Below are 24,126 nucleotides of genomic sequence, written 5' to 3'. Positions count from 1 at the left end.
GCCCCGGCGCCCGGCCCGGCGCCCGCCGACGCCGACGCCGCCCCCGTCGAGGCGGTGCCTGCCGATCGGGACGCCAACGCAATGGACGCGGATCCAGATGCGGACCGTGGCGATTCGCCCGATGACGACCGTGGCGATTCGCTACAGGGTGGCAAAGAAAGCCTACAGAATGCACCACTCGACGATAAAAAACCGAGTGACGATAGTTCGGCCAATGGGCCGAACGACCAGTAATTGGCCCAAAGTACACTCATTCGGAAAACGCCGTTTTTAGAAAGGGGTGGCCATCTGGCCGCCCCTTTCTGCTTCTGGGAGGCCATACAGACGCATCCAAGCGCTCGGTATCGCGCTTCTGGGTGCCGCAACTGATCCATAGTGCACTGATATTTTGCTTGCAGTCTCACCGGGGTTTGCTGATACGAATGAGGTGACCCCTAGCGCGGTGCGTGATTGCCCGCGTGATCGAGGCGAAGGAGAACGATATGCCGGATACGTCGCTGGAAGTGTGGACCGCACCCCGAAGTGGATTGTCACAGATCGAATTTCACACGCAGGTGGTGCCAGGCCGCAGTGGTCTGGCCGAGGCGGCCGAGAGCTGGCTGGCCGGACAGTCTGTGGCGATCGAGCGGCTGCGCTCGCGCGCGACCCACGTTGGCAGCGAGGGATCTGCGGTTGTTGCGATCCACGGCGACGCGGGCGCGGGCAAACTCCGGGTCGCGCAGTGGATCCACCGGTGCAGCAGTCGATCGGGCAATCCCCTGTTGGTGCTCGACAGCGACGATCCAACCCTCAAAAGCCAGCTCGATCGTGTGATCCGGGTGATCGCGGCGCGGGCTCGCGGGCTGTCCAGCAACCCGGCCCGGACGCCCGGCACCCTCGTGCTGCGCAATTGGGACCGCGCCGAAGAACCTGCGTTGGCGCGGCTGTTCGAGATCCTCGGGTGCCAGGGTGTCGAGCTGGTCTGCGCCCTGGTGCTGATCTCCAAGCGCAGCGCCGACCAGATCCGCGGCAGCTCGACCCTGCACGCCCAGCTGCTCGCGCGCGCGGGCGGCTCGGTGGTCTCGGTGCCCGCGCTGCGGCATCGCGGGATCGACATTCAGGAGCTCGCCCGCCACTTCGCGAACGAAGCGGCGCGCCGCTACGACAAATCGATCCGCGGCATCTCCCCGCAAGCGCTCTCGAAGCTCGAAGCCCACGATTTCCCCGGCAACGTTCGCGAACTTCAGGTCATGGTCGAGCAAGCGGTGCTCCGCAGCACGGGCGACTGGGTCACGGGCGAGTCATTTTGGGGTCTGGGCGAAGACTCGCCGCTGGCGGCGACAGAGGAGTCCGAGCTCGTGATCCGGCTGCCGGGCTCGTCGCTGCGCGAGATCGAGATTCAGGCGCTGCGGCTGGCGCTCAAGCTCGCTGGCGGCCGCGTGGTGCGAGCCTCGGAGCTGCTTGGGATCACCCGCCACGCGCTGCGCCGCAAGCTGGAGAAGTTTGGGCTCAACGATCTTCGCGTCACGAACGAGTCGAGCACGTCGACCACGGCTTGACCGACGCTCGGGTTCGCCCGCATGCTCCACGAGATGGCTCCGGTCGCGTTCGTGAAGGTCGAGGGGCTCGGCAACGACTTCATCCTGCTCGACCTGCGTGATCGGGACCCCGCCGAGCTCGACCGGGATGTCGCGTGGGCACGTGCTCACGCGGCGCGCCTGTGTGACCGACGAAGGGGGATCGGCGCGGATGGCGTGCTGTTGGTGGGGCCTGGGTCTGGCGCCGCTGCGGCCGCGATGATCGTCGTCAATTTTGATGGCTCGCGGCCCGAGATGTGCGGCAACGGGCTGCGCTGCGTGGCTGCGTTCGTGGCGGGGCAGCGGCCGCGCGATACGGCGGTGGTCGTGATCAACACGGACGCGGGCCCGCGTCGGTGCCAAGTCAGCGCGGGCCCCGATGACACGACCGAGGTCAGCGTCGAGATGGGCGCGGCCACGCTGCTGGGGACTCAATCGCCGCAGGCAGGCGGCGGCAGGCGCTACGTCGGGGTCTCGCTCGGGAATCCCCATGCTGTGTGTTTTGTGGCCGCGGCCGAGGATCCCGAGGCCCTCGCGCGGACGCTGGGCCCCGCCGTCGAGCTCGACGCTGCGTACGCACCCGCCAAGACCAACGTCGAGTTCGCGCGGGTCGACCGAGTCGACGGGCCCGCGTCGATCGAGCTGTGGGTGTGGGAGCGGGGCGTGGGCATCACCCACGCGTGCGGGACCGGTGCGTGCGCGACCGCGGTCGCGGCTGCGCGCGAGGGCCTCGCGCCAACCGACGCGCCGATCCGCGTCGCGCTGCCCGGGGGCAACCTGTACATCACGGTGCCCAGCGACCCCACGGCCGAGGTCGTGATGCGCGGGCCCTGTCGTCAGGTGTTCTTGGGCACGATCGACGATGCGTCGACGTCATCGTCGTCGTCGTCGACGTCATCGTCGTCGTCTTCATCATCGTCGTAGTCGTCATCGTCGTCGACAGGATCGCCGGGCGCCCGATCCAGCGCCCGGCGTCGGTATGGCGCGTCGGGGGTCGCGTCATCGATCTGGATCGCGCCAAAGGTGTGCTCGATCAGGTTGAGCAGCGCGAGGCGTTGCTCCTCGATCCGATCGGCGCGGCGAAGGTCGTGGACGAGGACCGGGCCTAGCACCAGCAGCAGCGCGCCGTACAGCATCGCCTTCTTGGCGATGATCCCGGGCCCGATCAGCACCCACAACAGACCCAGGCCCCCCAGCGCCAAGAACCCAACCCACCGCTGCAACGCCCAGCGCGGCCGGCGGTAGGCGAAGCGCACCTCGATGCGGGTGCCCGCCTCGGTCGCGATCATGCGACCGCGCAGATACAACAGCCGCATCATGCCGGTCGCCGACTGCCCGCGCGCGGCAGGGGGTCCGCAGTGCATCGTGAACTCGGGCTCGCCGAGCTCGAGGGTGTACTGTGCGTCTTCGATCAGCCCGCCAAAGTCGGGCATCATCGCCGTCTCGTAGGCCTTGACCCCCTGTTGCTCGGCCAGGCGCTCGAGCACTTCTTTGGGGGTGAGCGCGACGTGGTAGTGGCGCGGCGCGGGGCGGGTCGGGGCGCGGGCCGGCGGGATCACGGCCAGGCTCGCGTCCGGCTTGGCGGACCGCTCGTCGTCATCGCTCACGCAGGTCGTGTACCCCGAGGACCGCGGGTGGGTAAATGCCTGGCAGACGGCGAAGTGAGCGCTGCGCGCTCAGAACAGCGAGGACTGGTCGTCGTCGTCGTTGCCGCGCTTGCGACCGCGCTCGCGGCGATGCGGATCCGGGAGCCCGAGGTGGCCAGCTGCCTTGGCGGTGGTCATGCGGCCGCGCGGGGTCCGAACCAAGAACCCCCGCTGCAGCAAGAACGGCTCGTGTACGTCCTCGATCGTGTCACGCGGCATCCCAATGCTGGCCGCGAGCGCGTCGACGCCGACCGGGCCGCCCGAGAACAGCTCGAACATGGTGTCGAGGATCCGGCGATCCATCGCGTTGAGGCCCTCACCGTCGACCTCGAGGTTGTCGAGGAACCGGGCCGCGTCCTCGCGGGTGATCTGCTGGTGGCCGGCGACCTGCGAGAAGTCGCGGACCCGACGGGTCAGGCGGTTGGCGATCCGCGGGGTGCCGCGGCTGCGTCGGCCGATCTCGAACGCACCTTCATCGGTCGCGGGCAGACCGAGCATCGCGGCGCTGCGGCCGACGATCGTGGCGAGCTCGTCGTCGGCGTAAAAGCGCAGGCCCTCGACGATGTGGAAGCGATCGCGCAGCGGCGCGCTGAGCAGCGCGGTGCGGGTCGTGGCCCCGACCAGCGTGAACCCAGCGAGGCTGATCGAGTGAGTGATCGCCGACGAGCCCTCGCCGACGGCGATGTCGATCCGGCGGTCTTCCATCGCCGAGTACAAGCTCTCTTCAACGGTGGGGCTGAGCCGGTGGACCTCGTCGATGAACAAGACCTCGCCCTCGCCAAGCCCGGTCAGCAGGCCCGCGAGCACGCCCTTGTGCTCGACCGCCGGCCCCGAGGTCGTGTGCAGGGCGACGCCCATCTCATGCGCGATGATCTGCGCGAGCGTGGTCTTGCCGAGCCCCGGCGGCCCGTGCAAGAGCACGTGATCGAGGGGCTCACCTCGCAGCTGGGCGGCCTGCACGTAGATCCGCAGCTTGTCGATCAGGGCGACCTGCCCGATGTACTCCTCGAAGGTGCGCGGGCGCAGGGCCCAGTTTTGGTCCTGGTCACGATCGCGGGCGCGGCGTTGGCCGTCGAGCAGGCCGATCGAGGGGCTGCGGGCGGCGGAGATCGTCGCGTCGCGGCTGGCGTCGTCGTCGCCGTCACCGTCGCCGTCGCTGTCATGGTGCCGCACTCGGGCCATGCCCTACCCTACTCCCACTCGATCGTCGCTGGCGGCTTACTCGAGATGTCGTAGCAGACCCGGTTGATCCCGCGGACCTCGTTGATGATCCGGTTGCTGATCGTGCCAAGCAGCTCGTAAGGCAGGTGCGCCCAGTCAGCCGTCATCGCGTCGACGCTCTGCACGGCGCGGACCGCCAGCGCGTTCTCGTAGGTCCGGGCGTCGCCCATGACCCCCACGGACTGGACCGGCAGCAGCACGCCGAACACCTGCCACAGGTCGCGGTACAGCCCGGCTTTGACCACCTCTTCGATGATGATCGCGTCGGCCTCGCGGAGCACCGCGCAGCGCGCCTCGGTGACCTCGCCGAGCACCCGAACGGCCAGCCCAGGGCCGGGGAACGGATGCCGCCAGACCATGGACTCGGGCAGGCCGAGGTGCAGGCCGAGCTGGCGGACCTCGTCCTTGAACAGCTCGCGCAGCGGCTCGACCACGCCCATCTTCATGTGCTCGGGCAGCCCGCCGACGTTGTGGTGGGTCTTGATCGTCGCCGAGGGGCCGCGCGCGCTGACCGACTCGATCACGTCGGGGTACAGCGTGCCCTGGACCAGGTAGTCGGCGCCACCGAGGGCGTTTGCTCGCTCGTCGAACACCTCGATGAAGGTTGCGCCGATCCGCTTGCGCTTGACCTCGGGATCCGTGACGCCTTCGAGCTGCGCGAGAAACAGCGCGCCCGCGTCGGCGACGACCAAGGGGTTGTGCAGGCGGCCCGAGAACATGGCCTCGACCTGCTGGCGCTCGGCTTTTCGCAGCAGCCCGTTGTCGACGAAGATGCAGTGCAGGCGCTCGCCGATCGCACGCTCGACCAGCGCGGCCGCGACCGAAGAGTCGACGCCACCCGAGAGCCCGCAGATCACGGTGCCGGTGTCGCCGACCTGCTCGCGGATCCGGGCGACGGCCTCTTCCACGAACACGCCCATGCTCCAGTCGCGCGAGAAGCTGCACAGATCCAAGAACTGCCCGAGCAGCGCCGACCCGCGGCGGGTGTGGGTGACCTCCGGGTGAAACTGCACACCCCACATGCCGTGGCCGCCCGTCGCCGACTTGTGCGCGGCGTAGATCGCCGCGTGGGCGCAGCTGCGCGAGTGGGCGACCGTCTCGAACCCGGCCGGCAGCGACTCGACCTCGTCGCCGTGGGACATCCACACCGGCTCCTCGTGGCCGATCTGGGTGGGGCCGTCTGCGGCGATCTCGGCCATCGGGCCCTTGGCCGCGTCGACGGTGATCATCGCGTGGCCAAACTCGCGCTCGGACGCGGGCCGGACCTTGCCGCCAAGCCCGTCGACCATCACGAACATCCCGTAGCAGATCCCCAGCACCGGTCGCTCGCCGTTCAGGCACCACGCGAGCACCTCGGGGGCCAGCCGCGGGGCGCCCTCGTCGTAGATCGATGACGGCCCGCCGGACAAGATGATGCCCTTGGGCGCGTGGCTGCGGAGCAGCTCGAGCGGGGCGTCGTAGGGCAGGATCTCGGCGAACACGCCGAGCTCGCGGACCCGGCGGGCGATCAGTTGGGTGACCTGGGAGCCGAAGTCCAGAACCAGCAGGGTCTCGTGTTTCATCATTCCATCCGGTAGTTGGGCGCTTCTTTGGTGATGATCACGTCGTGGACATGGCTCTCGCGCAGGCCCGAGCTGGTGATCCGACGAAACACGGACTTGGTCGCCAGCTCGGCGATCGTCGCCGCGCCGACGTAGCCCATGCCCGAGCGCAGGCCACCCAGGAGCTGGTAGAGGCTGTCGGTCAGGCGCCCGCGGTACGGCACGCGGCCCTCGATGCCCTCGGGCACGAGCTTGCGCTCTTCTTCGACCGCGGACTGAAAATAGCGATCTTTCGAGCCGGCCTTCATCGCGCCGATCGAGCCCATGCCGCGATAGACCTTGTACGAGCGGCCCTGGTAGAGCACGAGCTCGCCCGGGGCCTCGTCGGTGCCGGCCAGCAAGCTGCCGATCATCACCGAGTCCGCGCCTGCGGCGAGCGCCTTGACCACGTCGCCGGAGTACTTGATGCCGCCGTCGGCGATGATCGGCACGTCGGTGAGCTTTGAGGCCCGGGCGACGTCCATGATCGCGCTGACCTGCGGCACGCCAACGCCCGCGACCACCCGGGTCGTGCAGATCGAGCCGGGCCCGATCCCAACCTTGACCCCGTCGACGCCGGCCTCGACCAGCGCCGTGAACGCGGCCGCCGTCGCAATGTTGCCCGCGATCAGCTGCAGGTCGGGGTACTCGGCGCGGACCGCCTTGACGACATCGATGACGCCGCGGCTGTGCCCGTGCGCGGTGTCGATCACGATCACATCGACGCCCTGGGCCTCGAGCGCCGCGACCCGCTCCATGGTGTCGGCCGAGGTCCCGACCGCCGCGCCCACGCGCAGGCGCCCGTCGGAGTCCTTGTTGGCCGAGGGGTAGCTGTCGGACTTGAGGATGTCCTTGACGGTGATCAGCCCGAGCAGGTTGCCGATCGCGTCGACGACCAGGAGCTTCTCGATCCGGTGCTGGTGCAGGATCAGCCGGGCCTTGCCGGGCGCGATCCCCTGCGGGACCGTGATCACGGCCTTCGTCATCACGTCGGCGACCTGCTGATCGAGGTTGGTCTCGAACCGCACGTCGCGGCTGGTCAGGATCCCCAGCGGCTTGCTGGGGGTGCCGGGGTTCTCGACGACCGGCAGGCCCGAGAACCCGTGCTGCTCCATCAGCCGCAGGGCCTCGCGCAGGGTCGAGTCGGGCTTGATCGTGAGCGGGTCGGCGACCATGCCCGACTCCGACTTCTTGACCTTGCGGACCTCCCGAGCTTGCTGCTCGATCGTGAGGTTCTTGTGGACGATGCCGATCCCGCCCATCCGCGCCATCACGATCGCGGTCTCGGCCTCGGTGACCGTGTCCATCGCGGCCGAGAGCAGCGGGGACTTGAGCGAGATGCCCCGGGTCAGGCGGGTGCTCACGTCGACGTCGCGGGGCAGCACCTCGCTGTAGCCCGGCTCGAGCAGCACGTCATCGAAGGTCAGGGCGTCACGAATCTCGGAGCTGCTCGGCATGTTGGGCCTCGGCTGCGCGGGTGCGCAGCGACTGATTCCGGGGGTGTATCGGGCCCGACCCGCGGATGCAATAGGTGGGCGCTGGGCGCACCGTGGGTTCGTCAACGCGCTTACTTGCAGCCAGACAGGTAGCCCTGGGCCTTGATCAACGCGCGCGGCAGCGCGTCGGGCTTGGCGGCCTTCACGTCCGCGGCGGTCCAGCCCAGCGCCTTGGTCAGCACGCCGAAGCCCGCGCGCGCGTCCTTGCAGCGCTTGGCGGCGACCAGGGCCTCGATCTTGTAGGTCAGCGCCGCGCGCGAGTCGGACTCGATCGCCAGGGCCTCGTCGAAGCGCGCGACCGCGTCCTTGGGCTTGCCCTGCGCGACGAGGATCCGGCCGTGGTTGACGAGCACCGGGATCTCGTTGGGGACGGTCTCGATCAGCCACTGCATGTGGACCATGGCGGCGTCGGGCTGGCCGAGCTCGAGCAGCCCCCGCGCGACCTCGAGCCGCAGCGGCGGCGAGTCCGGGGCCAACGTGGCGACCTGCTCGAACTCGCGGGCCGCGTCGTCGGCCTGGCCGTTCGAGAGCAGCAGCCGGGCGTAGAGCAGGCGCAGATCGACGCCGCTGACCTCGGGCTCGTACTCGACCGCGCTCTTGGCGTAGCCCACGGCCTGTTGCAGGTTGCCGAGCTCACCGTGGACCTGCGCGAGCAGGTAGGCGGTCTCGGCGGTGGGGGCCAGGCGGTTCGCGTTCTCGAGCGCCTCGACGGCGAGCTGGTGCTGCTCGAGGGCGATCAACACGACGCCGAGCGACTGATGCGCGGGCGCCAGCTTGGGATCGAGCTTCAGCGCGGTCTGGAAGTGGTCGACGGCGCGCTGCTTGTCCGCCGCGGTCGCGCCGTCGTGGAACGCGATGAGCTGGCCGAGCGCGGCGTGGGGCAGTGGATCATCCGCGTCGATCTCGATCGCCTTCGTGTACGCGACCGTGGCCTCGTCGTCGCGGTTGAGGTAGGTCAGCGCGTTGCCGCGGACGAAGTAGTAGCGCGCGTTGCTTGGGTTGTCTGCGATCGCCGCGTCGATCCGCTCGAGCGCCTGCGCGGCCTTGCCCTTGGCGAGCAGCGCCTCGGCCTCGACGACCTTGGGATCGGCCTTGGTCATTCGATCGGTGATCCCCCCGATCCCGCCGGGCCCGCTCCCGTCGAGCTTGCCGTCGCCGAGCTCGTCGTGGATCTCCTCGGGGTTGTTTGTTGGTTCGTCACAGCCCAGCAGCGCCGGGGCGCCCAGCGCGACGGCCATGACCACGATCAGGTTCAGGTTCAGCGTCGATTGGCGAGACACCCAGCGAGCACAGAGCGAAGAACGGGTGGGCTCGGCGGGCATGGTCGGCATGGCGAGCTTGGATCTACCACGGACGGTCAGACCCCGTCGCGTGCGATCGCATGCCGACAGGCTTGGCGCGGCCGCTCAGCGTCGACGCGTGCGCAGGTTGGCTCGGATCGCCTTGGCCAGCTCGCTGCGCTGCTGCTCGTCGAGCTTGCTGACGTAGAACACGGCGTCGACCCGGCGCATCTCGGTGTTGATCCGGGCGATCTCGATGTCGAGCCCGAGCGCCGCGAACGAGCGAGAGATGCGGGCGGCGACTCCAGGGTTCTCGATCGTCTCGACGTCGACGATGGTTCGGGTCGCGGCCGGGTCTTCGGAGAACCGGACCTTGGTCGCGGCCCCGCGCTGGCGACCGCGGGCCCGGTTGGGCAGCGGCGGCAAGGCTTCGCGGAGCGAGGCGCCAGTTGGCGCGCGGGCGAGCCGCTCGGCCAGGTGGGCCTGGATCATCGTTGCGAATTCGGCCTCGAGCGGGCGCTGGTGGCTAGGATCCCGGGAGACCACCCGAAACACATCGAGCGCGATCCGGGGCTCGAAGGGGACCGAGAACACGTCGGCGGCGACGACCTCGAGGCCGAGATCCGCGAAGCCTGCAGTGAGCGTGGCGAGCAGGCCGCGGTGATCGTGGGTGACCACGGTCAGCCGCATCGCCCCCGAGCCCTCGGCGACGTCGACCAGCGTGGTCGTCTCGCTGCTGCGCAGCTCGTCGAGCAGGCGCCGATGGTGGCGGCGCAAGTGTTGATCGAACAGGCTGTAGTAGCGGGGCGGCAAGCCCTCGGGCTCGTCCGGTCGCGGGCGCCGAGCGGAGGTCTCGCGCCGGCCTTGCTTGGCGAACTCGGCGGCGGTGCGAAGGTACAGCTCGTCGAGCAAGGTCAGCTTCCAGCTGGTCAGGTACTCCGGCGAGACGTTGGCCATGTCGGCGAGGCTGACCAAGTACAGCTCGTCGAGGGTCCGGCGATCCCCAACGGTCTCGGCGAAGTCCCGGACCAGCAGCGCGTCGGTCAGATCGCGTTTTTGGCTGAGCATCGGCATGGTCTGGTGCTCGGCGACCAAGAACTCGCAGCGGCTTGCGACCTCGGCTCCGAGCCCGGCCCGCCCGGCCGCGAGCGCGGCGATCCGGGCCCCCTCCCCCAGCTGATCGCCGAACGCCTTGCCAACGTCGTGCAGCAGGGTCGACAGGTACAGCGGGCGCGGATCGCTGATCCCCAGGTGGACCGCCGTCGCCATCGTGAAGTCCTTGCGATGGTCACCGCGGGCGATCGCCTTGAGGAACTCGACCGCATAGATGCTGTGCTGATCGACGGTGTAGACGTGAAAGCCCTCGTGCTGCATGCGCCCACGCGAGGGCGAGAATTCTGGGATCACGCGCTCGAGCAGGCCAACCTCGTGACACAGCTCGACCGGGGTTGGGCTGCCGACGTCGCTGGGGTCGACGAGCAGATCCAAGAAGCGCTGCTGGGCCTCGGGGTCGTCGGCGAGGCGGGTGTCGCCCTCGGAGATGGCGATCGCGGCTTCGACGATCGCGTCGAGCGTGGGGCCCGACAGGCCGATGTTGAGATCACGCGCGATCGCCAGGGCCTCGAGCCCGAGCACCGGCGTGTCGGCGAACGGGTCCTTGCCGTAGTGCCGCAACCGGCGATCGACGATGTGGAAGCGCTCGTCGATCCGCACGTCGAGCTCGGCCAGGGCCCGCGGGGGCTGACAGCGCGAGAACACCCGGCTGCCGTAGCGCAGCACGTCGCGGGCGCTGCGATAGTAGTCCTGCATGCACGCCTCGATCGCGGCGACCAGCTCGGCGTCGGCGGGGTGCTCGGCGAGATCGGGGAACCCGAGCATCGACGGGATGCCCTCTTGGTACTGAAAATTGAGGCGATCTTGGGTGCGCCCGGCGACCAGGTGCAGGGCCGCGCGCAGCCGCAGCATGGTGTCTCGCGCGTCGCCGAGCAGCCGCGCGACCCGGCGCGGGACCCCGCTGGCGCGGATCGCCTTGATCACCGTGGCGGGGTCCCAAGGCTCGGGCGTGTTGCGCCGGGCCATCAGCGCCCACTCGAAGATCGACAGGTCGCGGGTGCCGCCCGGGCCGAACTTCAGATCGGGCTCGACCTGGTACACGGTCGCGCCGTACCGACGCTTGCGCAGCTCCATCTCGTCGAGCAGACGCTGCAAGAACGCCGCGCGCTGGGCTCCAAAGAATCGTCGGTGGGCCTCGCTGGCCAGCTCGTCGACCATCTGGCGATCTCCGGCGACGAAGCGCATGTCGAGCAGGGCCGTACACAGGCTCAGATCCTCGGCGGCGGCCGCCAACCACGCCTCGGGGCTCTGGACGGTCGTGGCCGGCCGCAGGCCCGCGTCCCACAGCGGATGGGTGAGATCGCGGATCCAGCCGCCAAACACCTCGTCGCCCTCGTGGCCGGGCTCGGTGCACACCACGGTCAGATCGAGGTCGCTGTGGGGGCAGTGCTCGCCGCGGGCGAGCCCACCGACCACCACGATCGCCAGCTTGCCGAACTCGGTGCCTGCGCGCCCGACCGCCTGCGCGGCCCCGGGGGTGATCAGCTCGAGCATCCGCTCGCTGTAGCGGTGCAGCAGCGCGCCGCCGGGCTCGCCTTCGGTGACCGCGGCGCGCAGCGACTGCCGCGCCAGCGCCAACGCCTCGCGCAGCGGCGCGATTGGCTGCTCATGCTCGTTGGCGAGGTTCATGCCGCCGCGAGTGTAGGATGGTTTCAGCTCGGGCGAACCAGTCAGCGCCGACGCTCGAAGCGGACGCTCGCGCCGTTGGCGAGGCGCCCGGCGCCGATCAACGACCACTCGCTGCCGAACTCGATCTCCACTTCCACGGTCGTGCCGCGGCGCGTGACCTCGACGACCTCGAGCTCCGGCCGCGTCGGGCGAGCGGCGAGAAAACTCGGTACCGCGCCCGCGTTCAAGATCCTCACGCGCACGTGCGTCGAGCTGCGGGGCGTGAACGCCAGCGCAGCCGGCCCCGCGCCGCTCATCTCGAGCACGATCGCATCACCAGAGGCGTCCGCGCGCAGCGACATGCTGGTGAGGATCACCAAGCGTGGGCCAGCGTCGTGATCCGTCTGGGGCGCCGCGACGACCGGCGGTCGCTCGCGCAGCAGCAGCAGCTCGGGACCGAACAGGCGCTCACTGGCGATCTCGGGCTCACCAAGATCCCCGGTCGGCTCGGGCTCGAGCGCGGTCAACCCCGCGTCGAACCACGCCCGCACGGGTCCGTCTTTGGGCAGGCTCGACAGCTTGGGGGGCGGGTCGTAGGTGTCGACGTCGAGCGCCGAAGTCGCTGCGAGCTTCGTCGGGACGGGGCCCGGCGCTGGCGGATCTTCCTGGCCCGGCCGGCTTGGCCCGGGTCCGGTCGGATCGGGTCGAGCAAGCTCGGTGGGCCCAACTGGGTCGGGGCCAATCGGCTCAGCAACCGGCTTGGGGCCAACTGGCTCGGGCTTGACCGGGTCGGGGCCAACCGGCTCGGGGCCGACGGGCTCGGGCCCAGTCGGATCAGGCCCAGTCGGATCAGGCCCAGTCAGATCAGGCCCAGTCGGATCAGGCCCAGTCGGTCGCTCGACCCGGCCCACTCCACCCGCGCGCGTCAGCACGGGCTCGGGCGCCTCGTCGGCGATCGCCTGCAGCAGCCGACCCGCGTGCCGGTGATCGGGATCCCCAGACTCGAGCAGCTCACGGCGGAGCTCGGCCGGCGCCCGCCCGCCTCGGATCTGCCCCCGCACACGGGCCAGCAACGGATCCGCGGCGTGGTCGCTCGGCGTCTCACTCGGCGTCTCAAAGGATGGCGCGGGCGCTGGATCGACGTGGACGGACGCCTGCGAGTTGTCGGGCTCGGGCTCGGGCTCGTGTGCGCCCGGGGGCCCCGAGCACGCGAGGGCACAGCCCAGCAAGGCCGAGAGTCCGGGCGTTCGCACCAGGCGAAGAGTAACAGCCGCAGGCCAGCGCCTGAATCGATCCCAAGACCAGTCTTGGCGGGGTCTTTTAGGTGGGTGCCGTGACTACCTGCCCGCGCTAGCAGTGGATTGTTCGGAGTTTCGGGCCGATTTCCCGACCGGTGCCGAGCCCGCCCCTGATACACTTTCGCTCCATGACGGGGCCCTGTCGGGTCCGGTGGAACGGAGTTTGACAGCATGACCTCGAAGACCGAGCAGTCCTTTGCAGCAGCAATGCGCGCCGCTGAAAACGCCCCCGACAGCGACGACGCGTGGGACCACCTCGAGGAGCTCGCCGAGAGCCTCCAGCGACCCGAAGATGTCGCTGCTCTCTACCGAGATCTGCTCGGGCGCGGGCTCGACCGCGACATCACGGGCCCCCTCGCAGAGCGTGCGGTCAACTTCCACGAAGAGTGGTTTGGTGAAGACCCCACGGTCATCACCGAGCTCCTGACCAGCATCATCACGCGTGACCCCGAGGCGACCTGGGCGTTCGACCGGCTCACGGTCACCCTCACGGCGGCCGAGGAGTGGGATCAACTCTTGAGCGTCTACGACCGCACGCTCGCGGTCACGACCGACAAGTCCACGCGCAAGCGCCTGCTCGATGACGCGGCCCACGTGGCCAAGGACTTCGCGGATCAACAAGAGCGCGCGGCCGACTACATGGTCAAGCAGCTCGAGCTCGACCGCGGCAACACCAAGCTCGAGGCCTCGCTGGCGCGCTTGCTCGAGCGCCAGGAGCGGTGGCGGGATCTGATCGAGCTGTGGCGGGGTCGCCTGCCGCAGCTGTCGTCGCTCGAGGCCCGGGAGCTTCGCGTCGAGATCGCGGCTTGCTACCTCGACAAGCTCGATGATCCGCAGCAGGCCCTCGACGAGATCGAGGCCTTGCTCGAAGAGAGCGCCGGCCACACCGACGCGTGCGCACAGCTCGAGCGCTTGCTCGAGCATGCCAGCGCGGGGCTGCCGTTGCGTCGTCGCGCGCTGTCGCTGCTGCGCAAGAACTACGACGCGGCCGAGCGCCCCGAAGACGTCATCCGCGTGCTCGAGCGCGCGCTCAATTTCGTCAACGACGAGGAGCGGGCCGCCCTGTACCGCGAGCTTGGCAGCCGGCTTGGCATCGCCGGCGACGACGCTCGCGCGATGCAGCACTACGGCGCCCTGCTCACGATCGATCCGGGCGACGCCGACGCCCGCAAGCAGCTGCGCCAGCTGGCCGAGCGCTCGGGCCAGCACGATCTGCACGCGGCCTCGCTCGTCGCGGCGGCCGAGGCCAGCGAGGGCGGGCAGCGAACGACCCTGCTGATCGAGGCCGCCCACGCGTACCGCGATCTGCTCGACGACAAGGACACGGCCGCGGACCTGTACTCGCGCGTGCTCGAGTCGGAAGAGCCCGAGCAGAGCGCAGCGCTCGCGGCCGCCCATGGCCTCGCGGAGCTGCTCGCCGGCTCGGGCGAAGACATCCGCCGGCTCGACGTGCTCGAGACCCTCGCCAGGCTCGAGCGGGTCTCGGCCGTTCGCAAGACGATCTTGGGCGAGGCCGCGCGCCTGGCCGAGCGGCTCGACCAAGCCGATCGGGCCCTCGCCAACTGGAACCGGCGGCTCGAGGTCGACCCCGATGACCTCGAAGCCCGCGACGCGCTCGTCGAGCTGCTCGAGACCAACGAGCGGTGGGAGCAGCTGGTCGAGGCGCTCGAGAAGCGCGCGGCCTCGCCGGTGCTCGCCCAGCAGCGCCGCGCCGATCTGATCCGGGCCGCGCGGATCCTCGCGGATCGGCTCGGGCGCGACGCCGACGCCACCAACACCTGGCTCGAGGTCCGCGAGAGCTTTGGCGACGAGGCCGAGACCCTCGACGCGCTCGACGGCTTGATGGCCAAGACTGGGCGCTGGGCCGAGCTCGCCACCTTGCTCGGCAGCTCGGCCGGCCAGGGCCGGTCCCGCGCCGCGCGAACCTACGTGCGGATCGGCGACATCCAGCGCGAGCACCTTGGCGATCCCGAGGCGGCGGCCCACTCGTACGCGCTGGCGCTCGGCGTCGAGCCCGGTGACGGGCCCGCCCGCGCGGGGCTGCAGGCGCTGTTGTCCCTCGACTCGGTCGGGCCGCACGCGGGTGAGACCCTGGCGCGGGCGTTCCGGGCCACCGGGGACTGGGAAGCCGGGCTCGAGATCTTGGACCAACGCCTGGCCGCCGCGGGTACCCCCGAGGACAAGTCCCGGCTGCTCCGCGAGTCCGCCAACCTCTACGAGACCCGAGCGGGCGACGCCGCCAAGGCCCACGAGATCCTCTGTAGCGCCCTGCCCTTCGCCCCCGAAGATCTGGCCCTCGAGCACGATCTGTTGCGGCTCGCCGAGGAGACCGGCAACTGGGCCGCGACCGCGACCGCGTTCGATCTGGGCGCCCAGGCCTGCCTGTCCGAGCGCCGATCGGCCCAGCTGTTGTTCGAGGCTGGGCGGATCCACGAGACCCAGCTTGGCGACCCCGAAGCCGCGACCAACGCCTACGGCGGCGCCGCTTCGTCCGACCCTCGTCGCGTCGACGCCCACGAGGCCGTCTCGCGCTGCGCGGCCCAGGCCGGTCGCTACCCCGAGGCCGCGAGCGCGGCGTTGCTGGTGATCGTGGCCCGCGAGCGGCCGGACGGCACCCTGATCAGTGATCTCGAGAACGCCGCGAGCGCGACCGATTCGTTCGCCGAGCTCGCCGGTGCGTTCGAGGCTGCGATCGCCGAGTACGGCCAGAGCCTGCGCCAGACCCTGCAGCGCACGCTCGAGCTGATGGTTGCGAGCTGGTGGGAGAAGACCGGCGACATGACCAAGGCGACCGCCGCCGCCCGCCGCGGTGTCGACCACGAGCCCACCCACCCCGAGTCGCTCGCGCTCCTCGCGGGGCTGCAGCGCCAGGCGCCCGGCCCCGATCTGATCGAGACCCTGTTGCGCCTCGACGCCCTCGCCGAACACGATCTGGATCAGCTCCACGAGGCCGGAAAGATCGGCCTCGAGGTGGGCGACGAGCACACCGAGCTGGCTCGCCAGACCCTGGTTCGCCTGTATCGCAAGGCCGCGCGCATGTGGTCGCGCGGCGACGCTGCCTCGGGCGCGATGACCCCCGAGGAGGCCGCGCGCTGGTCGCTCGAGCGGCTCGTCGAGCTCGCCAGCGACGAGCCCGATCAGGCGGTTCGCTTGCTGCTCGACGGCGCGACCTTGCCCGTCGACGCCGAGACCTCTCGCGACCTGCGCCGCCGCGCCGCCGAGATCCTGGCCCACAGCGGCGAGTCCGGCCGCGCGATTGATCTGTACACCGGTGTGCTCGCCGAAGATGAGCCGCTGATCGAAGACATCGCCCGGGTCGCAACCTTGTGCGAAGAGGAAGACCGCGTGTCCGAGCTGATCGGCCTGCGCCTGCGCGAGCTCGAGATGACCCACGACACCACCCGGCGGCTCGAGCTGCGGCTCGAGCTCTCGCGCCTGACCGGCGTGCTCGAGGCCCGCGGCGGTCGGGTCGAGACCCTGCGCGAGAACCTGGAAGAGTCGCCCGGTCACCCCGAGTCGGTCGCGGCGCTGTCCGAGCTGCTCGATCAGCGCGGCCGCTACGACGAGCTCGCCGAGGTGCTCTCGTCACAGGCCGCCAAGGTCTCCGAAGCCGGGGACACCGGCGGCGCCGGGGCGCTGTTCCTGCGGGCGGCAAGGCTGTCCGAGCAGCGGTTGGGCGATCCCGAGCAGGCGATCGCCAACTACCGCCGGGCCGTCGAGCTCGAGCCCAGCAACCAGGCCCTCGACGCGCTCGCGCGGCTGTACACCCAGCAAGATCGGCCCGACGCGGCGGCCAAGCAGCTCGAGCAGCGGCTCGAGGCGACCCCCGAGAGCGAGCGCGTGGCGATCTTGCTCAAGCTCGCCCGCGCCCGGATCGCCGCTGAACAGCGCGAGAAGGCCGTGCAGGTGCTGGAGACCGCGTTCGCAGAGGCCCCCCGCAACGGCGAGGTCCGCAAGCTGTTGATCCGCCTGCACCGCGAGCGCGATGACAAAGACTCGCTCGCCCGCACGCTGGCGAGCGCCGCGACGGCGGTCGGCGATCCCAACACCGTCGTCGCCTACGCCCGCGAAGCCGCCGAGCTCTACGAGGAGCTCGGCACCCCCGAGCTCTCGGTGCCGGTGCTCGAGCGCGCCCACGAATTCGCCTCGGATGATCGGCGGCTCAAGGTCATGCTCGCCGATGGCCTGCGCGGCGCGGGTCGCCTCGACGAGGCCCGCGCCCTGCTCGAAGCCCTGATCGAGGGCTACGGTCGGCGCCGCTCGGCCCAGCGCGCCGAGGTCCATGTCCGCCTCGCCCGGGTCTCGCTGGCCCAAGAGAAGGTCGAAGAGGCGATCGACCAGCTCGAGCAAGCCTCCAAGATGGCCGCGGGCGACGTCTCGATCCTGCGCGCGCTGGCCGAGACGGCCCACAGCGCGGGCCAGCTCGATCGCGCCGAGCGTGCCTACCGGACCTTGCTGCTGAGCCTGCGCCGCGGCGGCGAAGATGCCCCCGTCAACGCCGCTGAGGTCTACCTCGCGCTCGCCTTGATCGCCGCCGACAAGCAGGAGCCCGACCGGGTCGAAGAGCTCAACGAGTCGGTGCTCGAAGCCGTGGCCGGCGACGACAGCCAGGCCACCAAATTGCAGAAGCTGCTGCGCAAGCAAGGCGACTTCGCGCTGCTGCGGCGCGTGCTCGACACGCGCCTGGCCAACGTCAAGGCCCCGCGCCGACGCGCGAAGATCTTGGGTGCGCTCGGCGACGTCCACGAGCATGACCTCGACGACGCCGACGCAGCGCTCGAGGCTCGGCTCGAGGCCGTCGAGACCGATCCCAGCTCGCCGCTGCTCCACGACGCCGTCAAAGATCTGGCGATCCGTCTGGGTCGGACCGAGCGCTACGCCAAGCTGCTCGAAGATCGGCTCGCGTCGATGCGCCGCGGGGACGAAGCCCTGGTCCGCTGCGAGCTGCTGCTGCGCTTGGGCGAGGTGATGGAGAGCCGCGAGAGCTTCGCCCGCGCGGCCGAGCTCTACGCGGACGCCGAAGCCACCGGCGTGCGCCAGGTCGATGTCTGGCGGGCCCAGGCGCGGGTCGCCGGGTCGACCGGCGACAGCGAGCGGCAGGTCGAGCTCCTGCAACGGCTGGCCAACCTCGGCGCCGATCAAGCCGAGACCCGCGCCGACGCACGGTTCCGCATGGCCGAGGTCCACCTGTCCGACGAAGAGTCGGTCGAGGAAGGCATCGCGGCGCTCAACGCCGCGCTCGAAGACGACGCCCGCTGGGGTCGGGCCGCGATGATCCTCTCGCGTGCCTGCGAGCAGCACAGCGCCAACGATGCGCTGCTCGAGCTCTACGAGAAGGTCGCGCGCCGCTCCGAGGACCCCAAGGTGCTGCTGCACTGCCTCGAGAACCGGCTGCGTCAGCCCGAGGTTGGGCTCGAGCTCGCAAAGGAGGCCGTCGAGCTCGCGCTTGGCCTCGAGGACTGGGATCGGTCCGAAGAGCTGATGCTGCGCGCCGTCGAGCTGTCCGAGAGCTTGATCGACGGCCTCGCCCAGGTCGACTGGGCGCTGCTCGGGCTCGCCGAGCGCCGCCGCGAAGCCGGCGACATCGCTGGCGCGGTCAAGTGGCTGACCGAGGCCGCCGAGATCGCCGATCTCGCCAAGGTCCTGCCTGCCGCCGAAAAATTGGCCGAGGTCGCCGGCGACCCCGAAGGTGATCTGACCCTGGCCGTGAAGCTGTACGAGAGCCTGGTCGAGCGCGATCCCACGATCCGCGCCGCCTGGGAGCCACTCGCCCGCCTGTACAGCCAGCTCGGTGAGGTCGACCGGCTCGAGCGCCTCGTCGAAGAGACGCTCGACGGCATCCAGGACGCCAAAGATCGCAACGTGCTGCGCATGCAGCTCGCGCGGGCGTTCCTGCGCAGCGACAGCCGGGCCGACGACGCGGTGACGATCCTCAACGACGCGCTGCTCGAGGACCCCGAGCAGACCGAAGCCAACTTGCTGCTCGCCGAGCACCTCGAGCGATCCGGCAACGTCGAAGAGCTGCTCGCGCTGCTGCGCAACCAGCTGATGGCCGCCCAGGGTCGCAGCGACACCGAGGCGATCCGGGCGCTGAGCATCAACTTGGCCCAGCGGCTGCGCGCCGATGATCTGACCGAGGCCCTGATGGTCGTCCGCCAAGCGCTGGACAGCCAGCCCAGCGACCCCGAGCTGATCAGCACCTTGCTCGACTGGGGCGAGGACGAGATCGACGAGGACGAGCGCGCGATGCTGATGGAGCGCCGCCTGGCCGGGGCCAGCGACGAGCAGGTCGGGGCCATGGCGATCGAGCTGGCCAACCTGCGCGCGGCCATGGACGAACCCGAGGGCGAGCTGCGGGCGCTCGAAGAGGCCTACGCACGGGTCCCCAACGACGACGCGGTCCGCCAACGGCTCGAGCGCGCGCTCCGGTCCAGCAACGACTGGAGCGGGCTGGTCAAGATGCTCATGACCGTGGCCGAGCAGACCAGCGACCTCAGCCGTCGGGTCGAGCTGCTGCGCGAGGCCGCGACGGTCCAGCACGAGCAGCTTGGCGACCCAGAGGCCGCGATCGCGTTGTTGCGCGAGGCCAGCGAGGTCAACCCCGATGACGTCCGCTTGCGGATCGACTTGGCCGCGGCGCTCGGCGTCAGCGGTCACGCCCAAGACGCGATCGCAACCTTGAGTCAGACGCTCGAGTCGACCGAGGACCAGGCGCTGCGCCTGCAGCTGCTGACCGCGCGCTCGAAGGTCCGGCGCAGCATCGACGAGCTCACCGAGGCGATCGACGACCTCGAGCAGGCGTTCCTGCTCGACGGCCAGGCCGTGCTCGAGCTGCTCGAGGACGCGCTCGAGGCCCTGCGCATGGGCGCGGCCGCCGACGACAACCTCGACGCCGAGCGTGGGCCGACGATGCGCCTGGTCGCGCTGCGTGAGGCACGAAGCGCCAACGACGAGGCCCGCGAACTGCTCGTGGGGTGGGTCGACCGGGCCCGCAAGGACCTCGAGGCGCTCCACAAGCTGCGGGAGATCGAGCTCGCGGGTGAGAACTGGGAGGGCTTGGTCAAGGTCAGCGGCCGGCTCGTCGCGCTCGAGAGCGGTGAAGCCCAGGTCCAGGCGGCGCTGTTGTTGTCGCAGGCATGTCGGGCGCTCGAGCAGCCAGGTGAAGCGCGGTCCGGCCTCGAGTTCGCGCGTCGCAAGCAGCCCGAGGTCGCCAGCTTGCGCGCCGAGCTGCAGGTCATCTACGCCGAGCTCGGCGCCCGGCGTGAGCTCGCCGATCTGCTGATCGAAGAGTCCGACGCCGCCACCGATGTGCCGGCGCGGCTCGAGCTGCTCCGCGGTGCGGCCTCGCTGTACCTCGACCTGGAAGATCCGGCCTCCGCCGCGATCCCCTTGCAGGCGATCCTCGAGGTCGATCCAACCGACGCCGCGACGGTTGGCCTGCTCGCCGACGCCTACATCCAGAGCGGGCAGTACGCCGAGGCCGAGGCGATCATCGACGCCGCGATCGAGGCGGCCCCCGCCGGCCGGTCGCCCGAGCTCGCGACCTTGCAGCTGCGCAAGGCTCGGCTGGCCGAGGCCCGTGGCGACACCGAGACCCAGCTGTTGATGCTGCAAAACGCGTTCGCCAACGACAAGCAAAACGGCTTCATCGCCGCCGCGCTGGCCGACCTCGCCGAAGAGCTCGAGCAGTGGGATCTGGCGACGAAGGTCCTGCGCCAGATCGCCCTCATGGAGGGCGAGTGCCCGATCACCCGGGCGATGTCGTTCGTGCGGCAGGGCCGGATCTCGCTGATCCAGGGCGACACCAAGCGCGCCGTGTTCTGGGCGCGTCGGGCCAACAAGGAAGACCCCGAGCTCGAGGCGGCCAACCAACTGCTCGCCGAGGTGAGCTCAGCTAGCTGAGCTGAGCTGAGCTCAGCCCGCGCTACTTCGCCAGCGGGTAGTTGTTGGCGAGCAGGCTGCGGCCGTCGGCGGTCTCGAACCCGATCGCAATGCTGCGCCGCCGCCCGGTGACGGACCAGGTCCGCAGCATGCTCAAGCGCTCGCCGAGCTGCTGGACGTTCTCGACCGGGTATCCGAACAGGCTGACGATCCGCGCGCCTGCCAGGACGTGGACCCCCGGTACGTGGGCGATCGGGGCGCCCCGGACCGGCTGCACGATCGTCGCCTCGTCGCCCTCGGGGGTCAGGTGCAGTCCGAGCAGCAGCTCCGCGTCGATCCGGGCCTGGCGCTCGATGCTGGCCGCCTCGACCACGATCTCGAGCTCGACCAGCTCGCCATCGCGCACGACCTCCACGACCAAAGTCTCGCCGGGGAGCAGCGCGCGAATCGTGTCGCCGACCAGCTGCGCGAACGCGGCCCGGCCCGCCTCGGACGCGTCGATCTCGTCGTGACGGCGACCGCGGATCGTGACGATCACGTCGTTGGCCTTCATGCCGCCAAGCGCGGCCGCCCGCTCGGGGTCGACCTCCGCGATCGCCACGCCGCTGTGATAGCCGAGCGGGGCGATCTGCTTGGCGATCTCGCGGCGCTGATCGATGACCACGCCGATCACCCCAGACCGGCCTCGCATGCCACGCTCGAGCGCGCGCAAGAACAGGCGGATGTGATCGATCGGGATCGCAAAGCCAATGCCCTCGCCACGGCTCGAGCGCGCGGTGGTGATGCCAACGATCTCGCCCGCGAGGTTGAACAGCGGGCCACCCGAGTTGCCAAAGTTGATCGCGGCGTCGAGCTGCACGACCGGCAGCGTGCGGTTGCCCAGCACGCCCGTGCGCTCGACCGCCGAGATGATGCCCGTGGCGATCGTGCCCTCGAAGCCAACTGGCGACCCGATCGCAAACACCTGCTCGCCCAGGCGCAAAGACGCGGAGTAGCCCAGCGGCGCGGCGTCGAAGCGCTCCTCTTCACGCTCGCGCAGCAGGCTGAGGATCGCCACGTCTTCGTCGGGATCTGCAGCCAACACCGTCGCCGCGCGCACGCGGCCATCGACGAAGCGGACCGAGATCGCCTTGGCCGCCGCGGCGTCACCGAGCACCAGCTGGCCCCCGCGACCGCCCAACACGCGCTCGATCACGTGGTAGTTGGTGAGCAGCTTGCCGTTGGCGTCGTAGACGACCCCCGAGCCGCTTGGCTTGCCCGCCAGCTCGATCGTCACGACGCTGTCCCGGGTCCGCTCGACCGCGCGGACCAAGCTGCTGTCGCCGGGATCCGGCGGGGCGTCGCTCACCGCGGGGACATTCGCTGCCGGATCGATCGAGTCAATCGGCTCGACAGGCTCGGGGGCCTCGCTCACCTGAACGGGCAGCTGCACCATGCGCCCGCGCGCGACCTCGGCCTCGACCGCGTCGAGCCGGCTCTGAAGCGCGAGCCAGACGGCGCCTCCGCCAAGCAGGGTGCCAACGAAGGCTGCTCCCATCGCTACCCAAAAGGGGTGCCCATCTCGCTCGCTGCTGGCCATGCTCGCCACGGTCGGTGGGTCGGAGCTTAGCCCCAGGGGCTGTCTGGGTCCCGTGCTTCGCAGTTGGGTGGCCACACGTCACGCAAAAAATGCCGATTGACTTGGTTCACCACGCGATGTACATCGCTCTGAGTCCAAGTTCATTTCATTTTGAAATGAACTGCATGTGTGAAAACGCCGTACGGATCGGCGATTCACCAGAGATTCCGCGATTTCCGCCTCCCATGTCTCGCAACCACGAGCGCCCGCCCCCCGCAGCTGACCGTCCCAACGGCCAGGCCGCAGGCGATGACGCCAACGCGGACGTGGTGGCCCGTGCGCAGGACCAGGTCTCCGACGTGATGGGCGACATCGCAGAGTTCTGGGGCTTCACCCGCACGATGGGCCGGATCTTTGGCCTGCTGTACATGTCGCCCGAGCCGCTGGATCAGAGCACCGTGCGCACGCGGCTGTCGATCAGCGCGGGCTCGGCGAGCACGACCATGACGGCGCTGCTCGAGTGGGGCGTGCTGCACCGCGAGGGCCGGCTGTACGTGGCCGAGACCAACTTCTTCAAGCTGATCACCGCGGTCTTGCGCCAGCGCGAGGCCGCCCGGGTGCAGCAGGGCATCGTCGCCGCCCAAGGCGTGGTCGCCCAGCTTCGTGACGCCGACCAAGACGACGAGCGGGTCCGCTTCGCGCTGCAGCGAGCCGAGCACATGCTGGGCTTCTTCGAGATGGGGGGCTCGTTCCTCGAGGCCTTCGTCGAGCGCAGCCCGATCCGCGCGATCCTCAACGGCCTCGCACGCACCGCCTCACGGCTCCGCCCAGCTCCGCTGCCGGGCCGCTTGCCAAATCACTTGGCGGGACCTTCAGACCCACACGACCTCGACGCGGACGACGAGCACGACGCTGCCCGCGGCCCGGACATCTATGACCGAATCGATGCATGACGTGGCCCTGCAAATGCTGAAGCTCGACCCAGAGCGAACGCCTGATCCGCACAATCAGGAGCAGGCTGATGTGCGCCCCGCAGACATCCAGCTGCCGCCTGTCGCCTCCGCGATGGCGATCGTCGCCGACGAGCTGGCCGAGGTCGAAGCCACGCTCGGCCAGCTGCTGCAGTCGACCGTGGCGATCATCCCCCAGGTGGGTGGCCACCTGACCTTCGCGGGCGGCAAGCGGTTTCGCCCCATGGTCACGCTGCTCGCCGCCAAGGCGGCCGGCTACAGCTCGGACAAGCGGATCACCGTGGCGGCCGCGGCCGAGCTGCTGCACACGGCCACGCTGCTGCACGACGACGTGATCGACGAGGGGGAGTTCCGGCGCGGGCGGCCGGCGGCCCGGCTGCGCTACGGTAACGGGCTCGCGGTGCTCACGGGCGACTATTGCTACGCGCGCGCGCTGCAGGCGGTCGCCTACCTCGGCGAGTCGCGGGCGATCCAGACCATGGCCGACGCCGTCACCCGCATGGCCGAGGGCGAGGTCGCCCAGCTCCACGTCGCCGGCGACTGGGAGTTCGACACGGCCCGCTACTACATGGTCATCGACCGCAAGACGGCCGCGCTGATCTCGTGGTGTTCCGCGGTCGCCCACCTCTTCGAGCCCGCGCGGGCCGAGGCGCTGGCCCGCTACGGTCGTGAGGTTGGCTACGCGTTTCAGATCGCCGACGACATCATCGACTACAGCCTGGACGTGCACGAGTCGGGCAAGGCCCGCGGTCAAGATCTGCGTGAAGGCAAGGCGACGCTGCCGCTGATCTTGGCGTGCGAGTACCGGCCCAACCTGCGTGGCCGGCTCGAGGCGCTGCTGCGCGACGGCCCGCCCGTCGACGAGGATGACCTCGCGGATCTCGTCGAGCGCGTGGTCGCGGCCGGCGGGCTCGACGA

Annotated in this window: 13 protein-coding genes and 1 pseudogene; 6 read left to right on the top strand and 8 right to left on the bottom strand. The window is 70.0% G+C overall.

Annotated elements, in window-relative coordinates; all coding sequences use genetic code 11:
• From DB30_RS41920 to dapF, 3 genes and pseudogenes are all read left to right on the top strand, one after another.
• Window positions 1-234 (top strand): annotated as a pseudogene (locus DB30_RS41920) (hypothetical protein); the annotation flags it as partial.
• A 323-nt stretch (window positions 235-557) separates the two neighbouring features.
• Window positions 558-1,538, top strand: coding sequence for an AAA-type ATPase lid domain-containing protein (locus DB30_RS35665; RefSeq protein ID WP_165704093.1), 981 nt, complete (start codon window positions 558-560; stop codon window positions 1,536-1,538).
• Between the two features lie 21 nt (window positions 1,539-1,559).
• Window positions 1,560-2,480: a diaminopimelate epimerase gene (dapF, locus tag DB30_RS35660; RefSeq protein ID WP_146662124.1), complete on the top strand. Its 921-nt coding sequence runs from the start codon at window positions 1,560-1,562 to the stop codon at window positions 2,478-2,480.
• On the opposite strand, the gene DB30_RS35655 is transcribed toward dapF, so the two are convergent.
• The 7 genes from DB30_RS35655 to DB30_RS35625 form a co-directional block, all read right to left on the bottom strand.
• A complete protein-coding gene (locus DB30_RS35655; RefSeq protein ID WP_052557678.1) occupies window positions 2,393-3,163 on the bottom strand; it encodes a hypothetical protein in 771 nt (256 codons plus the stop codon). The two genes, dapF and DB30_RS35655, sit on opposite strands and share 88 nt — an antisense overlap.
• Before the next feature lie 69 nt (window positions 3,164-3,232).
• Window positions 3,233-4,384 carry a Holliday junction branch migration DNA helicase RuvB gene (ruvB, locus tag DB30_RS35650; RefSeq protein ID WP_146662122.1) on the bottom strand — a complete coding sequence of 384 codons (1,152 nt, stop codon included), beginning with the start codon at window positions 4,382-4,384 and terminating at the stop codon, window positions 3,233-3,235.
• 8 nt (window positions 4,385-4,392) lie between these two features.
• Window positions 4,393-5,985 (bottom strand): glutamine-hydrolyzing GMP synthase, encoded by a 1,593-nt coding sequence (guaA, locus tag DB30_RS35645; RefSeq protein WP_276204411.1) that lies wholly within the window; start codon window positions 5,983-5,985, stop codon window positions 4,393-4,395.
• Window positions 5,985-7,460, bottom strand: a complete 1,476-nt coding sequence (gene guaB, locus DB30_RS35640; protein WP_052557674.1) for an IMP dehydrogenase — start codon at window positions 7,458-7,460, stop codon at window positions 5,985-5,987. Before guaB ends, guaA begins: the two co-directional genes overlap by 1 nt.
• Before the next feature lie 110 nt (window positions 7,461-7,570).
• The gene (locus DB30_RS35635; RefSeq protein WP_052557672.1) at window positions 7,571-8,779 is read right to left on the bottom strand and encodes a tetratricopeptide repeat protein; all 1,209 of its coding nucleotides are present in this window, start codon (window positions 8,777-8,779) and stop codon (window positions 7,571-7,573) included.
• A gap of 126 nt (window positions 8,780-8,905) precedes the next feature.
• Window positions 8,906-11,521 (bottom strand): [protein-PII] uridylyltransferase family protein, encoded by a 2,616-nt coding sequence (locus tag DB30_RS35630; protein WP_052557671.1) that lies wholly within the window; start codon window positions 11,519-11,521, stop codon window positions 8,906-8,908.
• A 41-nt stretch (window positions 11,522-11,562) separates the two neighbouring features.
• A complete protein-coding gene (locus tag DB30_RS35625; RefSeq protein ID WP_146662118.1) occupies window positions 11,563-12,753 on the bottom strand; it encodes a hypothetical protein in 1,191 nt (396 codons plus the stop codon).
• Between the two features lie 216 nt (window positions 12,754-12,969).
• Here DB30_RS35625 and DB30_RS35620 point away from each other — a divergent pair, with 216 nt between their 5' ends.
• On the top strand, window positions 12,970-20,700 hold the full coding sequence (locus DB30_RS35620) for a tetratricopeptide repeat protein (protein WP_146662116.1): 7,731 nt from the start codon (window positions 12,970-12,972) through the stop codon (window positions 20,698-20,700).
• 22 nt (window positions 20,701-20,722) lie between these two features.
• On the opposite strand, the gene DB30_RS35615 is transcribed toward DB30_RS35620, so the two are convergent.
• On the bottom strand, window positions 20,723-22,258 hold the full coding sequence (locus DB30_RS35615) for a S1C family serine protease (RefSeq protein ID WP_146662114.1): 1,536 nt from the start codon (window positions 22,256-22,258) through the stop codon (window positions 20,723-20,725).
• Window positions 22,259-22,482: 224 nt separating this feature from the next.
• Between DB30_RS35615 and DB30_RS35610 the strand changes: the two genes are divergently transcribed.
• Both DB30_RS35610 and DB30_RS35605 read left to right on the top strand, forming a co-directional pair.
• The gene (locus DB30_RS35610; RefSeq protein ID WP_052557663.1) at window positions 22,483-23,190 is read left to right on the top strand and encodes a GbsR/MarR family transcriptional regulator; all 708 of its coding nucleotides are present in this window, start codon (window positions 22,483-22,485) and stop codon (window positions 23,188-23,190) included.
• A partial coding sequence (locus DB30_RS35605) for a polyprenyl synthetase family protein (protein WP_165704092.1) occupies window positions 23,183-24,126 on the top strand: 944 nt, incomplete at its 3' end. The genes DB30_RS35610 and DB30_RS35605, both read left to right, overlap by 8 nt.

This window comes from Enhygromyxa salina (assembly GCF_000737335.2).
Classification (GTDB): domain Bacteria; phylum Myxococcota_A; class Polyangia; order Nannocystales; family Nannocystaceae; genus Plesiocystis; species Plesiocystis salina_C.
Note: the sequence above shows the minus strand (reverse complement) of the source record. Positions and strands in the feature narration are given on the sequence as shown.

What these genes read in the sequence shown, in the direction of transcription:
- dapF (WP_146662124.1), top strand. Translation starts at nt 1,560, where the DNA reads ATGCTCCACGAGATGGCTCCGGTCGCGTTCGTGAAGGTCGAGGGGCTC.
- ruvB (WP_146662122.1), bottom strand. Translation starts at nt 4,384, where the DNA reads ATGGCCCGAGTGCGGCACCATGACAGCGACGGCGACGGTGACGGCGAC.
- guaA (WP_276204411.1), bottom strand. Translation starts at nt 5,985, where the DNA reads ATGAAACACGAGACCCTGCTGGTTCTGGACTTCGGCTCCCAGGTCACC.
- guaB (WP_052557674.1), bottom strand. Translation starts at nt 7,460, where the DNA reads ATGCCGAGCAGCTCCGAGATTCGTGACGCCCTGACCTTCGATGACGTG.
- DB30_RS35630 (WP_052557671.1), bottom strand. Translation starts at nt 11,521, where the DNA reads ATGAACCTCGCCAACGAGCATGAGCAGCCAATCGCGCCGCTGCGCGAG.
- DB30_RS35620 (WP_146662116.1), top strand. Translation starts at nt 12,970, where the DNA reads ATGACCTCGAAGACCGAGCAGTCCTTTGCAGCAGCAATGCGCGCCGCT.
- DB30_RS35615 (WP_146662114.1), bottom strand. Translation starts at nt 22,258, where the DNA reads ATGGCCAGCAGCGAGCGAGATGGGCACCCCTTTTGGGTAGCGATGGGA.
- DB30_RS35610 (WP_052557663.1), top strand. Translation starts at nt 22,483, where the DNA reads ATGTCTCGCAACCACGAGCGCCCGCCCCCCGCAGCTGACCGTCCCAAC.